Below are 13801 nucleotides of genomic sequence, written 5' to 3'. Positions count from 1 at the left end.
AGAACGCGGTATGACCTATTTCGGTTCGATGGCCGATACGGGTGATACTCCCGATGCGATTAAAAACTATTATCGCACCCATTATAATGTAACAGCAAATATCACGAATAGCGATCAGCTTTTGTACGGGAATGACTCTGCACCCGCTGTAGTTGTTTTGGGGGCGAAAAACAAATCAATTGACTCCCTTGAACTTCAGGCGTGGGGAATGCATTGGAATGATATTGTCGATCAAGGAATGCTCGAAGCCAACTATAAATTGAAATTCGGGGATGTCGGTCTTACCTTGGGTGCACGCTATATGCAGCAGTTTGACAAAGGGGCGGGAGATATTATCACTCCGAAAGACGGTACCTCTCCGTATGCAACGGGTGCCGTTACGTCAACATCACCGAGCGGCGGAACGTCGAAAGTACAACTTAAAGGGGATAGCGACAATAACGTTGATACCTACATGTATGCCCTTCGTGCAGTTACTAACTATGGTCCGGCCAAATTGTTACTTGCGTATTCTCATACGGGCAGCGACGGTGATTTAATCGCTCCATGGCGCGGATTCCCGACGGACGGGTATACCCGTTCTATGACACAAACCGATTGGAATGCGAATACTAAATCCTATAAAGCACAGTTTGATTACGATTTTAACGCAGTTGTTCAGGGGCTCAGTGCCCTTGTCAGTTACAGCTATTACAACCGCGATACGACCAAAGTCGGCTATCAAGGGCAAACTGACCGTTATTACGGGAACGGTGATACCCACCAATGGAATATCGATGCTAAATATGCGGTTCCGGCGGTTAAAGGGTTAGAACTTAAAACCCGCTATATGGTTCAGAATAACGATATTGTTCGTACTATTGCTGGGAATACAACGGCTGGTGCATCTGAGGGGATCGGCAACGATACTTCCAACAATGAACTTCGGGTAGAAGTTAACTACCTGTTCTAAGGGATAACCGATGCGATTGATATTGACGTTATTGGCTCTGGTTTCGATCACGGGCGCGTATGAGTTACCTTTGACCCCAAAACGGCTCACCCCTGAGGTGATCTGTTTTTTCGGTGAGCCTGAGGTGATGAATACGACCAATAACGGCAATATGCTCAACACCTGCTATCTTGATACGTCAACGAGCTATGTTGTTATCGACAGCGGCTCTTCGTACGCGTATGCCGAATCGGCATACAACGCGATACAGAAAATCAAACCGCTTCCTGTTTCCCTTGTTATCAATACCCATGTTCATGACGATCATTGGCTCGGAAACGGTTTTTTTGCTCAAATGGGAGTTAAGGTTTTGGGTTCAGACGATTTTGAGCACAATGCGGACATGCATGTTCCGACACGAATGCAAACCCATATCTCCCCAGAAGCGTATGCCAAGACCGTTCCGACGCTGCCCGGCGTACGGATCGGATCGGATCAAAATATCACTGTAGGCAATCAGAGCATAGAGCTTCATATGATGAAGCGACGGGCACACAGCGATAAAGATCTGGTCGTTTTTGTCCCTAAAATCAAAACCCTTTTCGCCGGAGACCTGGTTTTTAATGATCGTGTCCTCTCGCTTAAAGGGGGAGATATCAATGGATGGATCGACGCATTGGAAACATTAAATAGATGGGGCGCGACAACGATTGTCGGAGGGCATGGATACCGTACCGATAAAGAGGCGATGAAAATGACGTACGAGTATCTGACCCGAATGCGTACCGAGATTCGTACGGCTATTGACGCGGGACAAAGTATTGAGGAGACGATTAATACGGTGACAATGGAACCGTTCAAATCCCTGCGGATGTATGAGACGATGCATCGTGGAAATGTTGAAGCGGCGTATCGAATGTTGGAGTGGGAAGAAAAATGAAACGCTTAGTATCAATGATCCTTTTGTCTTCCGCAATCGTAACGGCAGATATTAAACTTTCCGAACCGATTCCCACCATGGAGAATCCCCGTGAAGTGGTCATGGGGATCAGTCACGGGGATGACGAGTCGATCAACCACGGACTCAGTACGGCCAACAACGTCTTGAAATTTTACGGGCCGGAAAAAGTCCATATTCGGATTGTCGCTTACTATCACGGTATCCGTACCCTGCTCAAAGATGAAAAAGAGATTGCCGTACGTGTTCGTGCATTGCAGCAATACGGTGTCGAATTCGTTGCCTGCGGTAACACGATGGAGACCAAGAAAATTCCCGCTTCCTCTTTGATTGAGGATGTGGAGATTGTGAGTGCCGGTATTGCAGAAGTTATAGAACGTGCGCATGACGGCGCATTTTACATTCAACCTTAGGAGTCAAAAATGAGACATTTTTTAATTGTGATTTTAGCGGGATTTCTATCCCTTTTCGGCGGTGACTTGCACCTTTTTAGCACCCCGAATACGGACGGAAAAATTACTCCGACGATGATCGAAAAAGCATTTGAAGGAAACGGATTTGTTATTTCTGCGAATACTGAGATGACGGGACCGTTTACGAAACAATTCGGTCAAAGCGATTTTGCGGTGTTTAACCTGATGACGGTCATTCCGAAAAAGCAGGCGGCATCTCTTGTTAAATCTCATCCTGATGGCGGTATCTTTGTCCCGATGGGGGTAGGTATCTATCAGCGTAAAGGGGAGAACGATTTGCATGTATCGGTATTGAGCGCCGACGCGATGAAAAAAATCGCCGGATTTAAAGCCCCTGAATTTGCTATAATCGAAAAAGAGGTGTTTTTAACATTGAACACCGTTCTCCCTAACGCAAAGCACACGATGAGCAAAACGTCGTTGCCTGCTGAGGGGAAACTTCTAAGCCGTTTTGTGAAAGCAACCGATATCAAAAACTGGCAGAGCGATAAAGACGATGCAGAGATGATGATTGAAGAGGGGCTTAAACCGGCCGGATTCGTCCTTTCCAACTTTACCGACTATCAGTTTATGCTGAGTGAAAACGGCGAAGAGAGTCCGTTTAGTTTTTACGATACCTACTCCATCTGTAAACTCAAAGTCATTTATACAGTAGCAAAAACCCGCCCTGAAGCGGCAGCTTTCGCTCCGTGCACACTGATGGTCTATAAGAAAAAAGATGCGGGTGAGATCGTGATGGGATTCCCCGGGGTGTATAATTGGATGAGCAGCGCCCGTGTGGATGATGCTGAGTCTAAAGAGGTTTTAGTACAGGCACAGAAAGATTTTGAGGGAGTCCTTAAAAGCGTAATCGAGTAATCGAGGAGTTAAATGTTATAATCTCGGCATTTGTAGCAATTGAATGAGTTTTTAATGCCTTTATCTCTCAGTGAATCCGCCAACCATATCGTTTTGATAGCGCACAAAAATCCCGATGCCGATTCGCTCGGCTCGGCGTGTGCTTTTTACTCCCATCTTCTTCGAAACCAAAAAAAAGTCACTCTGTTTTGTGTTGCAGCCGAGCTAGACCCAAATCTTGCCTTTTTACCGTGGTTTGACAAGATAACCGACCGCTTCCCCGAAAGTGCCGACTGTATGATCAGTTTTGATTGCGGCAGTTATCGTCGGCTCGGGATAGAGAAAGAGCTGCCGCTCATTAACATAGATCACCATCTTAGTAACGATTTTTACGGAACCGATAATTTGGTTGATCCCTCTGCAATCAGTACGACCGAGGTTGTATATGACTATTTTGTTGCCAACGGTATAAAAATCAATGGTAAAATGGCGACAGCGCTTTATGCGGGGCTGCTTGATGATTCTAAATGTTTTAGCGTACCCGAGTGCAGTGCCAAAACGTTTGCCATGGCACATGCTTTGATAGAACTGGGTGCGGATCATGCCGTATGTGTCGGCTGGCTTTATGGCAGAGGCTCTCTTGCATCGCTGAGAATACGCGGTGCACTGCTGAAAGAGATGAAGCTTTTGTGTGACGGGCGAGTGGCTTTTTTTGAGGTTTCGCTTTCGATGATGGAAGAGACCGGAGCCACTGTTTCCGAGTGCAAACGGATACTGGATGAAGCATTGGGTATGCGCACCGTTCAGGCTGCGTTAATGATAATGCGGCTTTCTTGCGGGGAAGTTAAGCTATCCCTTCGAACGGATGGGGTACTTAATGCCGCAGCCATAATGGCAAAATTCGGCGGCGGCGGACATGCCAAACGTGCCGGAATGCATTCAAAACAGGAAAATCATAATGAGCTTGTCCAAAATATGATGATGATGATAACAAAGGAGTTGGAGTGAGAAGAGGCCGTAACGGTTCGGGAATAGTCGGATGGATAATAGTAGTAGTGGTGTTAAGTGCTCTTGGATTTATGGCATTTTCGCCGATTTTTGAACGGGAAGATCCTAAAGTGACCCTCTCTCAAGAGGGGTATTGGAACTTTCAAGATCCTATTCACGTGAACGTTGAGGATGCGAGCGGATTGAAGTCCTTTAAAGCAACGATTTCAACTCCTCACGATGAGTGGGTTGTCGTTGATGAGCATACACCTTCGCATGAGATGAAAAAAAGTTTTGATATTCTCCCGCCGAAAGGGGTACGAAGAGTAGAAGCAACGTCCATCGTTCTTAAAATAGAAGCAACGGATAATAGTCTATGGGGCTTATTTATGGGAAATACCTATAAACAAGAGATGACACTTATCATTGATCAGCGTCGTCCGGTGCTCGCTATTATTGCCAACTCGTATAAAATTCAAAAAGGGGGATCGGCGATTGTTATCTTCAAAGCCGAAGACGCCAATTTGCAGAGTCTGAAAGTTGAAACGAATTTTGGAAAAACGTTTATCGCGCAACCGTTTATGAAACAGGGATATTACGCATCTTTGGTCGCTTGGCCGGTACAGGAAGCTTCCTTTTCTGCGACGGTTGTTGCACGGGATAAAGCGGGGAATGAAGCACGAAATGCAGTACCGCTTCGTTTAAAAGATCATCTCTACCGTGTTTCAAATATTGAACTTAGCGATCAGTTTTTGGATGGAAAAATTGCCGAATTGGCAAATACCTACGAGCAGACGGCCGGAGTCGATGACCGATTGGAGCAGTTCCGTATCATTAATGAAAAGGTACGTGCCGATAATGAAAAAATTATCCATGACATTACCTCAAAAGTCTCCAATACGATGATTACCGAATTTAATCCCGTACCGTTTTATCCGTTGGTGAACGGTCAAAAAGTAGCGGATTTCGGAGATCACCGTATTTACAGCTACAAAGGACAACAAAATATTTCTCAAGCCTATCATATGGGACTTGATTTGGCAAGCGTTGCAATGGGATCGATTACATCATCGAACGGCGGAAAAGTTGTTTTTTCCAAACCTAACGGAATTTACGGGAATCTCCCTATCATCGATCACGGATTCGGACTCTACACCCTTTATGGGCATTGTTCGGAAGTACACGTGCAAGAGGGTGATACCGCGGGGATGGCTCAAGAGATCGCTAAGACAGGTTTGAGCGGCTATGCGATGGGAGATCACCTCCATTTCGGTATTTTGGTTCAAGGGATTGAAGTTCGTCCCGAGGAGTGGATGGACAGCAAATGGATAGCTGACAACATTACTGGCGCCATTGATAACGCCAAGGTTATTATTAACCAACGCTGAAACACGGTATAATTGCGGCATAAGTAGAAGAGCGAGGGAAACACTGAACATGATGCAGACAACGATAGGTAAAAGTGTTGAACTCGTAGGTATCGGATTGCACCGAGGTTCTCCCGTTAAACTGCGGCTTGAGCCGCTGGGTGTTAACAGCGGTATCATTTTCTACCGCAGCGATGCCGGAGTATCGATACCGCTGATCCCTGCAAACGTTGTCGATACAAAAATGGCAACCGTTATCGGACGCGAAGGGGTGACGATTTCGACGATTGAGCACATGCTCTCGGCGATCTATGCGTACGGTATCGATAATCTCCGCGTCATTGTGGATGCCGATGAAATTCCCGTGATGGACGGCTCATCCATGAGTTTTTGTATGCTGATTGAAGAAGCGGGAGTTATTCCGCAGGATACTCCGAAAAAAATTATGCGGATCAAAAAAGAGGTTACGGTTCAGGAGGGGGACAAATACGTCAAACTGATCCCCTCCAATGATATGAATTACGATTTTACGATTAAATTTTCCCATCCCGTGATCGACAAACAAAGCTATGTTTTGTCGTTTACCAAAGAGAATTACAAAAAAGAGATTGCACGCGCACGAACGTTCGGCTTTGTTCACGAAGTACAATACCTCCGTTCCAAAGGACTTGCACTGGGCGGAAGTTTGGAAAATGCGGTCGTTCTGGATGACAAAAAAGTACTTAATCCCGAGGGGCTTCGGTTTGGTGACGAATTCGTTCGCCACAAAATCCTGGATGCCATCGGTGATATGTCGCTGATAGGGATGAATTTTATCGGCAATTACGAAGCGTTCGCCGGAAGCCATGACCTCAATCACAAATTGACGCTGGAACTTCTCAAAGATCCTGCAAATTATGAAATTGTTGAGCTAGCACACGCGGAGTCAAAAGAGTTGGCAAAAGCGTATGCATGACGCTCTTGTCATAGCCCTTAGTTCACCTATCCTTGTCGGCATTTACAAGGAGGGCATCTTGGTCGAGGAGATTCGATCGGAGGGGATGAGCTCGGATGTATTGGCTGAGATTTTCGAGTCATTACTGAAGCGTTATTCCTTTAGAACGTTTATCTATGCCAAAGGGCCCGGAAGTTTTATGGGGATCAAAGTCACCTATTTGTTTCTTAAAACGTTAAGTATTACGTTAAAAATCCCCCTTTTGGCCACAGACGCATTCTTTTTTAACCAAAACAGCCCCATCAAAGCAGTTGGAAAGCTCTATTTTGTTAAAAATAGGACAACAATCGAGTTAGAACCGATCGACTAGCCCGAGTTGATAGCTTTTAGCCTTCCCGAAAATATCGACGTAGAAAAATTTGATTCGGACAATCTCCCTTATTATGGGATTGATGCCGTAGGATAAGGAAATTATTTGTTCGTTAGTGTACCCGCAACGAGTGCGAATTTAGGACCCGGATTTGATTCATTGGGGCTTGCTGTTGATCTGCGTAACCAAGTAGAATTGGTTCCGTCGCGATTTTTTGCTGTTTCCATCAAAGGGGAAGGGGAAAACAACCCTCGCCTAAAAGGGAATAATCTGTTCGTCAGTATTTTTAACGAACATTACCGGCGTCTTACCCAAAAACGGCAAAATTTTAAATTTACATTTTATAATCAAATTCCGATGTCGCGCGGTTTGGGCAGTTCATCTGCGGTCATTGTGAGTGCAATCAGTTGCGCCCATGAGGCTGCGGGGGTAAAGGTCTCCAAGCGCCGTATCCTCAATCATGCCCTTGTATATGAAAGTCATCCCGATAATATTACTCCGGCGGTAATGGGAGGATTCAATGCGGCGATGGTAGAGAAACAAAAGGTTTTTTCTCAGCAAAAACACCTTCCCGATTATCTCAAAGCGGTAGTTGTTATTCCGAACAAGCCGATTTCGACGGCTAAATCCCGCACGACTCTTCCCAAGTCGTACAGCAAAGAGAATGCGGTATTCAATCTCTCCCACACAGCGGTGACGGTAGGGGCATTTTTTAACGAAGATTGGGAAATGCTCCGTTTGGCTACCCAAGATCGTTTTCACCAAAAAGTACGGATGAAAATGTTACCTGAACTTTTTGCCGTCCAAAAAATGGCGTACGATAACGGAGCGCTTATGTCGACCCTCTCGGGGAGCGGATCGACTTTTTTTAATATGGTGTACGACCAGGACGCTCAAATGTTGGCCGATAAGTTTAAATCGGAATTTACCGATTTCGAAGTGAAAATTTTAGGCTTCGATAATGACGGTTTGGTTGTCGAACGCTAAAAAGCCAAGGGTGGGCTCTCTGACTAAGAGAACACAGGGTTAACGTAGCTGAGGGGGCTTTGCCTCTTTGGCGCTAAACAATGAAAATAAAAGAAAGTATTGGATATAATGGCGCAAAAGTTACATCAGCCTATACGCATGTGCGTGGTTTGTCGTGAGCGCTTTGCGCAGGGCGAACTTTTGCGCCTTCAATGTCGAAATGGATTATTGGAACCCTACGCAAATGTAGGGAGAAGTTTTTATGTGTGTCAATCCTGTATCGACCACAAGAAAACTCCGGGTCAGTTGTCCCGTCAATGCAAAAGCGGCGCTAGCGTAGAGCTAATGAATCGGTTAAAGGAGATCATCGTTAATGATGGATAAAGTTAGAGTTCATGAAATTGCCAAAGAGCTTGGTATCAATTCAAAAGAGGTAGTAGACAAAGCAGCTGCAATGGGGCTAAATGTAAAAACTGCCTCAAGTTCGGTTTCGATCGAAGAAGCTGAGCAAATCATGAACTATATCATGAGCGGGGCGTCTGCTGAAGCCAGCGCGCCCAAGTCTTCCCCTAAAACTGCCCCGGCTGAAGAAACTCCGGTTGTTGCAGCTCCTCAAGTAGAGAGTGCTCCTGCGGTAGTAACGGCAGCTGAAGTCAAAGATGAACCATCGGATGAGCCATTGGTAGTCGAGCCGGAAGCACCAAAGCGTTCAGGATTGAAAATCGTCAAGAAAAAACGTCCTCAAGAAGAGGATTTTGTTGCTCCGGTACGTCAAGAGAATATTTCTATCTCTAGCTACGGAAAGTTGAGTGAGCAGGCGCAACGAGAGTTGGAAGCCAAGCGTGCCAAAAAAGCCCAAAACTCTAATTCTCCGGTTCAGAAAAAAGATCAAGGGGTTCGTCTTGATATTTTCGGCGGCGGGATCTCCGATATCTCTATGGACTACGAAGAGAATCAAATCGTATTAATGGATTTGAATGATATGGGTTCAAAAGTAGAGCCTGAAGAGGAACAAAAACCGAAAGAGAAAAAACCGATTGGGCGTAATGCGGGTAAAAAGCAGGGTGCCAATCGCAATAAACCTCGACAAGTTTCTCGTGAAGCGCGTAAAAAATATACACGTGATGCGAAAGAAGACGAAGTCATTACCCATGTTGAAATTGCGGAAGACGTTCGTGTTTATGAATTTGCCGAAAAAGTAGGGCAGAGTATTTCTGCGGTTATTAAAGTCCTTTTTGACCTTGGAATGATGGTGACCAAAAATGACTTTTTGGGCAAAGATGAAATTGAAATTTTGGCGAGTGAGTTTGGTGTCGAAGTGACTACCATCGATCCGAAAGACGCCTTTAATCTTGAAACTGCGTACGATGAAGAGCACGAATCCAGTGAAGGCGCGGTTGAACGCCCTCCGGTCATCACTATTATGGGGCATGTCGACCATGGTAAAACATCCCTTCTTGATGCGATTCGTAATGCCAAAGTGGCACACGGAGAAGCAGGGGGAATCACCCAGCACATCGGTGCATACTCGGTAGAGCAAAAAGGTAAATTAATCACGTTCTTGGATACTCCGGGACACGAAGCGTTTAGTGCGATGCGTTCACGCGGGGCTCAGCTTACCGATATTATCGTTATCGTCGTTGCGGCGGATGATGGGGTTAAACCTCAGACACGCGAATCGGTAAAACATGCGCAAGATGCAAAAGTACCGGTAATCGTTGCGGTCAACAAGATGGATAAACCCGGAGCTAATCCGGATATGGTTAAAGCGCAAATGGCCGAACTGGGTCTCAATCCTACCGAGTGGGGCGGAGATGTCGAGTTCGTCGGCGTATCGGCTAAAGCTATGACCGGTATTGATGAGCTTTTAGAAGCGATCTTGCTCCAATCCGAAGTATTGGAACTTAAAGCAAACCCTGATGTTATGGCAAAAGCGGTAGTTGTCGAGAGTACTCTTGAGAAAGGGCGTGGACCGGTTGCTACCGTTATCGTTCAAAACGGAACTCTCCGCGTTGGAGACAACATTGTGTGCGGCGGCGCTTATGGACGTGTTAGAGCGTTGATCAACGACCGTAAAGTACAGCTTCAGCAAATCGGACCGAGTCAAACAGCCGTTGTTGTAGGACTCAGTGACGTACCGCCATCGGGTGAAGTGATGATGGCGATGGAGAGTGATCGTGAAGCGCGTGAAGTAGCACAAAAACGTGCTGAGTATGATCGTCACCGCGAACTTTCATTGAGTACCAAAGCATCGTTTGACGATCTGACATCGTTGATTGCCGAAGGTCGTATCAAAGCCCTTAAAGTGGTTCTTAAAACCGACGTTCACGGATCTCTCGAAGCGATTAAATCGGCTCTTGCAGAGTTGCGTAACGAAGAGGTAAAAGTCGAAGTTATCTCTAGCGGTGTCGGTGGAATCACCGAAAATGATATTGCCTTGGTCAACAACAGTGAAAACTGTGCGCTACTCGGATTTAACGTACGTCCTACGGGTAATGTTAATGCGATGGCAAAACAGATGGGTGTAGAGATCAAAACCTACTCTATCATTTATCAGTTGATCGACGATGTTAAATTGTTGCTCGGCGGTATGATGGCACCACAATTCCGTGAAGAGAATACGGGACAAGCCGAAGTCCGTGATACGTTCCCTATGCCTAAAGGTGCAGGAACCATCGCAGGATGTGTGGTTGTTGACGGTAAACTCGTACGCGGCGGAATGGTTCGCGTTATTCGTGAGGGTGTCGTTATCCATGAGGGTGATCTTACCTCTCTTCGACGCTTTAAAGACGATGTTAAAGAGGTTGGTAAAGGGATGGATTGTGGTGTTGTCCTCAACGGTTACACCGATGTCAAAGTGGGTGACGTGATCGAAACCTTCAAAAAAATCGAGACTAAAGTATCCCTGTGACACCGGCACAAATTAAAATCAAACGTACAGAGTCAATTCTCAAAGAGTTGATTCCTGAAGCGATCTCCCAGCTCTCCGATGCGCGTGTGCGTGAAGTGGATGTTATCGATGTCCATTGTTCACGCGGGCGCAGTGATGCGAAAGTCTATCTTGATCCGCACGATTATACGCCGCAAGAGCAAGCAGTATTTATGAAACTGCTCGAAAAAGCCCGTCCTATCATTGAAGAGCATTGTATGAAAGATCAAGGGTGGTTTCGCAGTCCTCGCATGACTTTCGTCTTTGACGATACCCTTAAACGAAGCCAAAACATCGAGGCGTTGTTCGCCCAAATCGCCAAGGAGAAAAAAGATGAGTCTTGAAAGTGATATCAAAAAAATGGTCGAATCGATCGGCTTGTCTTTGTACGATACAGCGGTTTTCAACGAAAATGAAAATACGATTTTTCGTGTAAGTGTTACCGCTCCCGGCGGTGTCACACTCAATCAATGCGCTGAACTGACCCATCTTATCAACCCCTTGCTGGACGTAACCTCACCGGTAAGCGGTGAGTACCGCTTGGAAGTGAGCAGCCCAGGGATTGAGCGTAAACTCAAAACATTGGATCATTTTATTCAGTCGGTAGGTGAAAAGGCCTTATTGAGTACCATCTCAAAAGAGAAATTTGAAGGGGAAGTGATCAGCGTTGAAAACGACGAAATCATTTTGATGACCAAAGAAAACGGTGAACAAAGAATCCCTTTCCGCTCCATCAGCAAGGCTAGAACTTACTTCGAGTGGTAATGAATACCGCAACTGCTAACCGCGCTATGACCCTTGCCCTTAATGCGGCGTGGGAGTATCAACTACTTACTTTTCCCAATCCTTCCGTCGGTGCAGCATGTGTTTCCCAACGGGGCGTGATCCTCTCTGTCGGCGCACATAAAGCCGCAGGCGGACCTCATGCCGAAGTCTACGCGCTGCGGGATGCCTACACGATTCTCTCCGGCGATAACACAATAGCTGATTGTCATGATTCCCACCGCATACACGATTACCTCCGTAGCCATCATAATGGAATTTTTGCTTCGGTATCGATGGCGGTAACGCTGGAACCGTGTTCCCACAGCGGAAAAACTCCATCGTGCGCGCTCTTGATCCGTGATTTGGGAATCAAATCTCTCTCTATCAGTTGTAAGGACCCCAATCCCGATGCTGCCGGGGGAGCCGATATTTTGAAAAGTTCAGGGGTTGAATGTACTTTTGGGATTAAAGAAGAGGAGGGGAAAAAATTACTGGAACCTTTTATTCGGTGGCAGAAAAACCCTTTTGTTTTTTTTAAATGGGCACAGCGACTGGATGGGACGATTGACAACGGAACCATCAGCTCCGCTACTTCGCGCGAGCATGTTCATGCTCTTCGTGATCGGTGCGATTTAATCGTCATCGGGGGTAATACCGTCCGTGCGGATCGCCCGAGACTGGATGCCAGATTAGTCGATGGGAAAGCTCCGGACGTACTTATCTATTCGCATGAAGCACACTTTGATCGTACGATTCCTCTTTTCGATGTCCCCGATCGGGTAGTATATATTGAATCCTCACTTGCGCGTATCAATCGTTATTCCTTGGTTATGATTGAGGGGGGTGGATCGATGCTGGAGGCAAGCCGTGATGTATGCGACTGGTATTTGAGTTACATTGCGCCAAAAATAGGAGGCGGAACGCAAACTATGGGGACGATACAAGAGGATTTTGAGGTTCTTAGCGCTAAAATCTCCGATAACATAATTCTTTGGATGAAGAAAAAATAGGAACTATTATGACCAAACAAGAGAAAATCGTATCGATGTTTAACGATATCGCTCCGACGTATGACCGTGCGAATCGTGTACTCAGTATGGGGGTCGATACCTTTTGGCGCCGCAAAGCGTGCGATTTGGCGTTTGGTTATTGCTCTGCGAAAAATATTGATTCAATCGTCGATGTCGCCTGTGGCACAGGGGATATGATGGGATATTGGAAGCGTCGTGCGGATAAAGCGGGAATAGCGGTCGATGAGATTGTTGGAATTGACCCGAGTGAGGGGATGGTCGGTGTCGGGCGCGAGAAATTTCCGACGATGTCGTTTCACATCGCCCCAGCAACAGAATTACCCAAGAACAATACATCCGCGGATATTGTTAGTATCTCTTACGGCATTCGGAACGTTGTCGAACGCCAAGCGGGACTTCTTGAATTTAACCGTGTCCTTAAGCCGGGAGGATTGGTTGTTATATTAGAGTTTATGAAAAACGAAAACCCATCAGTGCTCGGAAAGGTACGTGATTGGTACATGAATAATGTCCTTCCCCGCATCGGCGGATTGATCTCTAACAATTACGAGGCGTATCGCTATCTCCCCGATTCGATCGAAGGATTTTTGACCGTTGGAAAAATGGCGCGTGAACTTGAGGAAGCCGGATTTGAGATGCTCTATACCAAAAGCTTTTCAATGGATATTTCGACGTTGATGATTGCCCGCAAAAAGTAATTTTATGGCCTCTACACTCAGTGTCTCCTCTTTGAATGAGCAGATCAAGACGCTCCTGGAAACCTCTTTTGAATTTGTCAGCGTCGAGGGGGAACTCTCCCGCGTTACCAAACACGGCAGCGGGCATATCTATTTCACCCTCAAAGATAATGAATCAGCGATCAAATGTGTCATGTTCAAGGGCAACGCTGCCCGGCTGAAGTTCTCTCTCGAAGAGGGGGCCCATATCATCCTGCACGGGGCACTAAGCCTTTATAAGCCACGCGGGGAATATCAGATTAATGCCTTTAGTGCCGAGCCCTACGGTGCGGGTGCATTGGCGGTAGCGTTCGAGCAGCTTAAACAGAAGCTGGAAGGCAAAGGATATTTTAATCCTTCAATCAAAAAAAGCTTTCCAAAATTCCCTCAAAGTATTGTTTTAATCACTTCGGCAACGGGAGCGGCATTGCAGGATATGCAAAGAGTCGCCTCTCAGCGATGGCCGTTGGCCAAGTTGATCGTATTGGATGTATTGGTTCAAGGAGAGCGTGCGGCAGGAGAGATTGCCGATGCCCT

16 protein-coding genes are annotated in these 13801 nt (G+C 46.3%); all 16 read left to right on the top strand.

The features are described 5' to 3' along the window. A partial coding sequence (locus Q0C19_RS06870) for an OprD family outer membrane porin (RefSeq protein ID WP_295054314.1) occupies nt 1-952 on the top strand: 952 nt, incomplete at its 5' end. Between the two features lie 10 nt (nt 953-962). Further along, nucleotides 963-1871 (top strand): MBL fold metallo-hydrolase, encoded by a 909-nt coding sequence (locus Q0C19_RS06865; protein ID WP_295054312.1) that lies wholly within the window; start codon nt 963-965, stop codon nt 1869-1871. Further along, nucleotides 1868-2302 (top strand): DsrE family protein, encoded by a 435-nt coding sequence (locus Q0C19_RS06860; protein WP_295054309.1) that lies wholly within the window; start codon nt 1868-1870, stop codon nt 2300-2302. Before Q0C19_RS06865 ends, Q0C19_RS06860 begins: the two co-directional genes overlap by 4 nt. A gap of 9 nt (nt 2303-2311) precedes the next feature. Continuing rightward, the gene (locus tag Q0C19_RS06855; RefSeq protein ID WP_295054306.1) at nt 2312-3220 is read left to right on the top strand and encodes a DUF302 domain-containing protein; all 909 of its coding nucleotides are present in this window, start codon (nt 2312-2314) and stop codon (nt 3218-3220) included. 54 nt (nt 3221-3274) lie between these two features. Next, nucleotides 3275-4207, top strand: a complete 933-nt coding sequence (locus Q0C19_RS06850; protein ID WP_295054304.1) for a DHH family phosphoesterase — start codon at nt 3275-3277, stop codon at nt 4205-4207. Next, nucleotides 4204-5574 (top strand): M23 family metallopeptidase, encoded by a 1371-nt coding sequence (locus Q0C19_RS06845; RefSeq protein WP_295054302.1) that lies wholly within the window; start codon nt 4204-4206, stop codon nt 5572-5574. The genes Q0C19_RS06850 and Q0C19_RS06845 overlap by 4 nt, the downstream gene beginning before the upstream one ends. 49 nt (nt 5575-5623) lie before the next feature. Continuing rightward, on the top strand, nt 5624-6508 hold the full coding sequence (gene lpxC, locus Q0C19_RS06840) for a UDP-3-O-acyl-N-acetylglucosamine deacetylase (RefSeq protein ID WP_295054299.1): 885 nt from the start codon (nt 5624-5626) through the stop codon (nt 6506-6508). Further along, nucleotides 6501-6857: a hypothetical protein gene (locus Q0C19_RS06835; RefSeq protein WP_295054298.1), complete on the top strand. Its 357-nt coding sequence runs from the start codon at nt 6501-6503 to the stop codon at nt 6855-6857. Before lpxC ends, Q0C19_RS06835 begins: the two co-directional genes overlap by 8 nt. A 105-nt stretch (nt 6858-6962) precedes the next feature. Then, nucleotides 6963-7844 carry a homoserine kinase gene (gene thrB / locus Q0C19_RS06830; RefSeq protein ID WP_294895168.1) on the top strand — a complete coding sequence of 294 codons (882 nt, stop codon included), beginning with the start codon at nt 6963-6965 and terminating at the stop codon, nt 7842-7844. A gap of 108 nt (nt 7845-7952) precedes the next feature. Beyond that, nucleotides 7953-8207 carry a DUF448 domain-containing protein gene (locus Q0C19_RS06825; RefSeq protein WP_366823031.1) on the top strand — a complete coding sequence of 85 codons (255 nt, stop codon included), beginning with the start codon at nt 7953-7955 and terminating at the stop codon, nt 8205-8207. After that, nucleotides 8200-10734, top strand: coding sequence for a translation initiation factor IF-2 (gene infB, locus Q0C19_RS06820; protein ID WP_295054316.1), 2535 nt, complete (start codon nt 8200-8202; stop codon nt 10732-10734). The genes Q0C19_RS06825 and infB overlap by 8 nt, the downstream gene beginning before the upstream one ends. Then, the gene (rbfA, locus tag Q0C19_RS06815; protein ID WP_295054296.1) at nt 10731-11096 is read left to right on the top strand and encodes a 30S ribosome-binding factor RbfA; all 366 of its coding nucleotides are present in this window, start codon (nt 10731-10733) and stop codon (nt 11094-11096) included. The genes infB and rbfA overlap by 4 nt, the downstream gene beginning before the upstream one ends. Further along, nucleotides 11086-11517, top strand: a complete 432-nt coding sequence (locus Q0C19_RS06810; protein WP_295054293.1) for a ribosome maturation factor RimP — start codon at nt 11086-11088, stop codon at nt 11515-11517. The genes rbfA and Q0C19_RS06810 overlap by 11 nt, the downstream gene beginning before the upstream one ends. Further along, nucleotides 11517-12527: a bifunctional diaminohydroxyphosphoribosylaminopyrimidine deaminase/5-amino-6-(5-phosphoribosylamino)uracil reductase RibD gene (gene ribD, locus Q0C19_RS06805; RefSeq protein WP_295054291.1), complete on the top strand. Its 1011-nt coding sequence runs from the start codon at nt 11517-11519 to the stop codon at nt 12525-12527. Before Q0C19_RS06810 ends, ribD begins: the two co-directional genes overlap by 1 nt. Before the next feature lie 8 nt (nt 12528-12535). Then, the gene (ubiE, locus tag Q0C19_RS06800) at nt 12536-13246 is read left to right on the top strand and encodes a bifunctional demethylmenaquinone methyltransferase/2-methoxy-6-polyprenyl-1,4-benzoquinol methylase UbiE (protein WP_295054289.1); all 711 of its coding nucleotides are present in this window, start codon (nt 12536-12538) and stop codon (nt 13244-13246) included. Nucleotides 13247-13250: 4 nt separating this feature from the next. Further along, on the top strand, nt 13251-13801 hold a 551-nt coding region (xseA, locus tag Q0C19_RS06795; protein ID WP_295054287.1), incomplete at its 3' end, for an exodeoxyribonuclease VII large subunit.

The organism is Sulfuricurvum sp. (assembly GCF_023250475.1).
Lineage (GTDB): Bacteria > Campylobacterota > Campylobacteria > Campylobacterales > Sulfurimonadaceae > Sulfuricurvum.
This window is presented reverse-complemented; position numbering and strand designations above follow the sequence as displayed.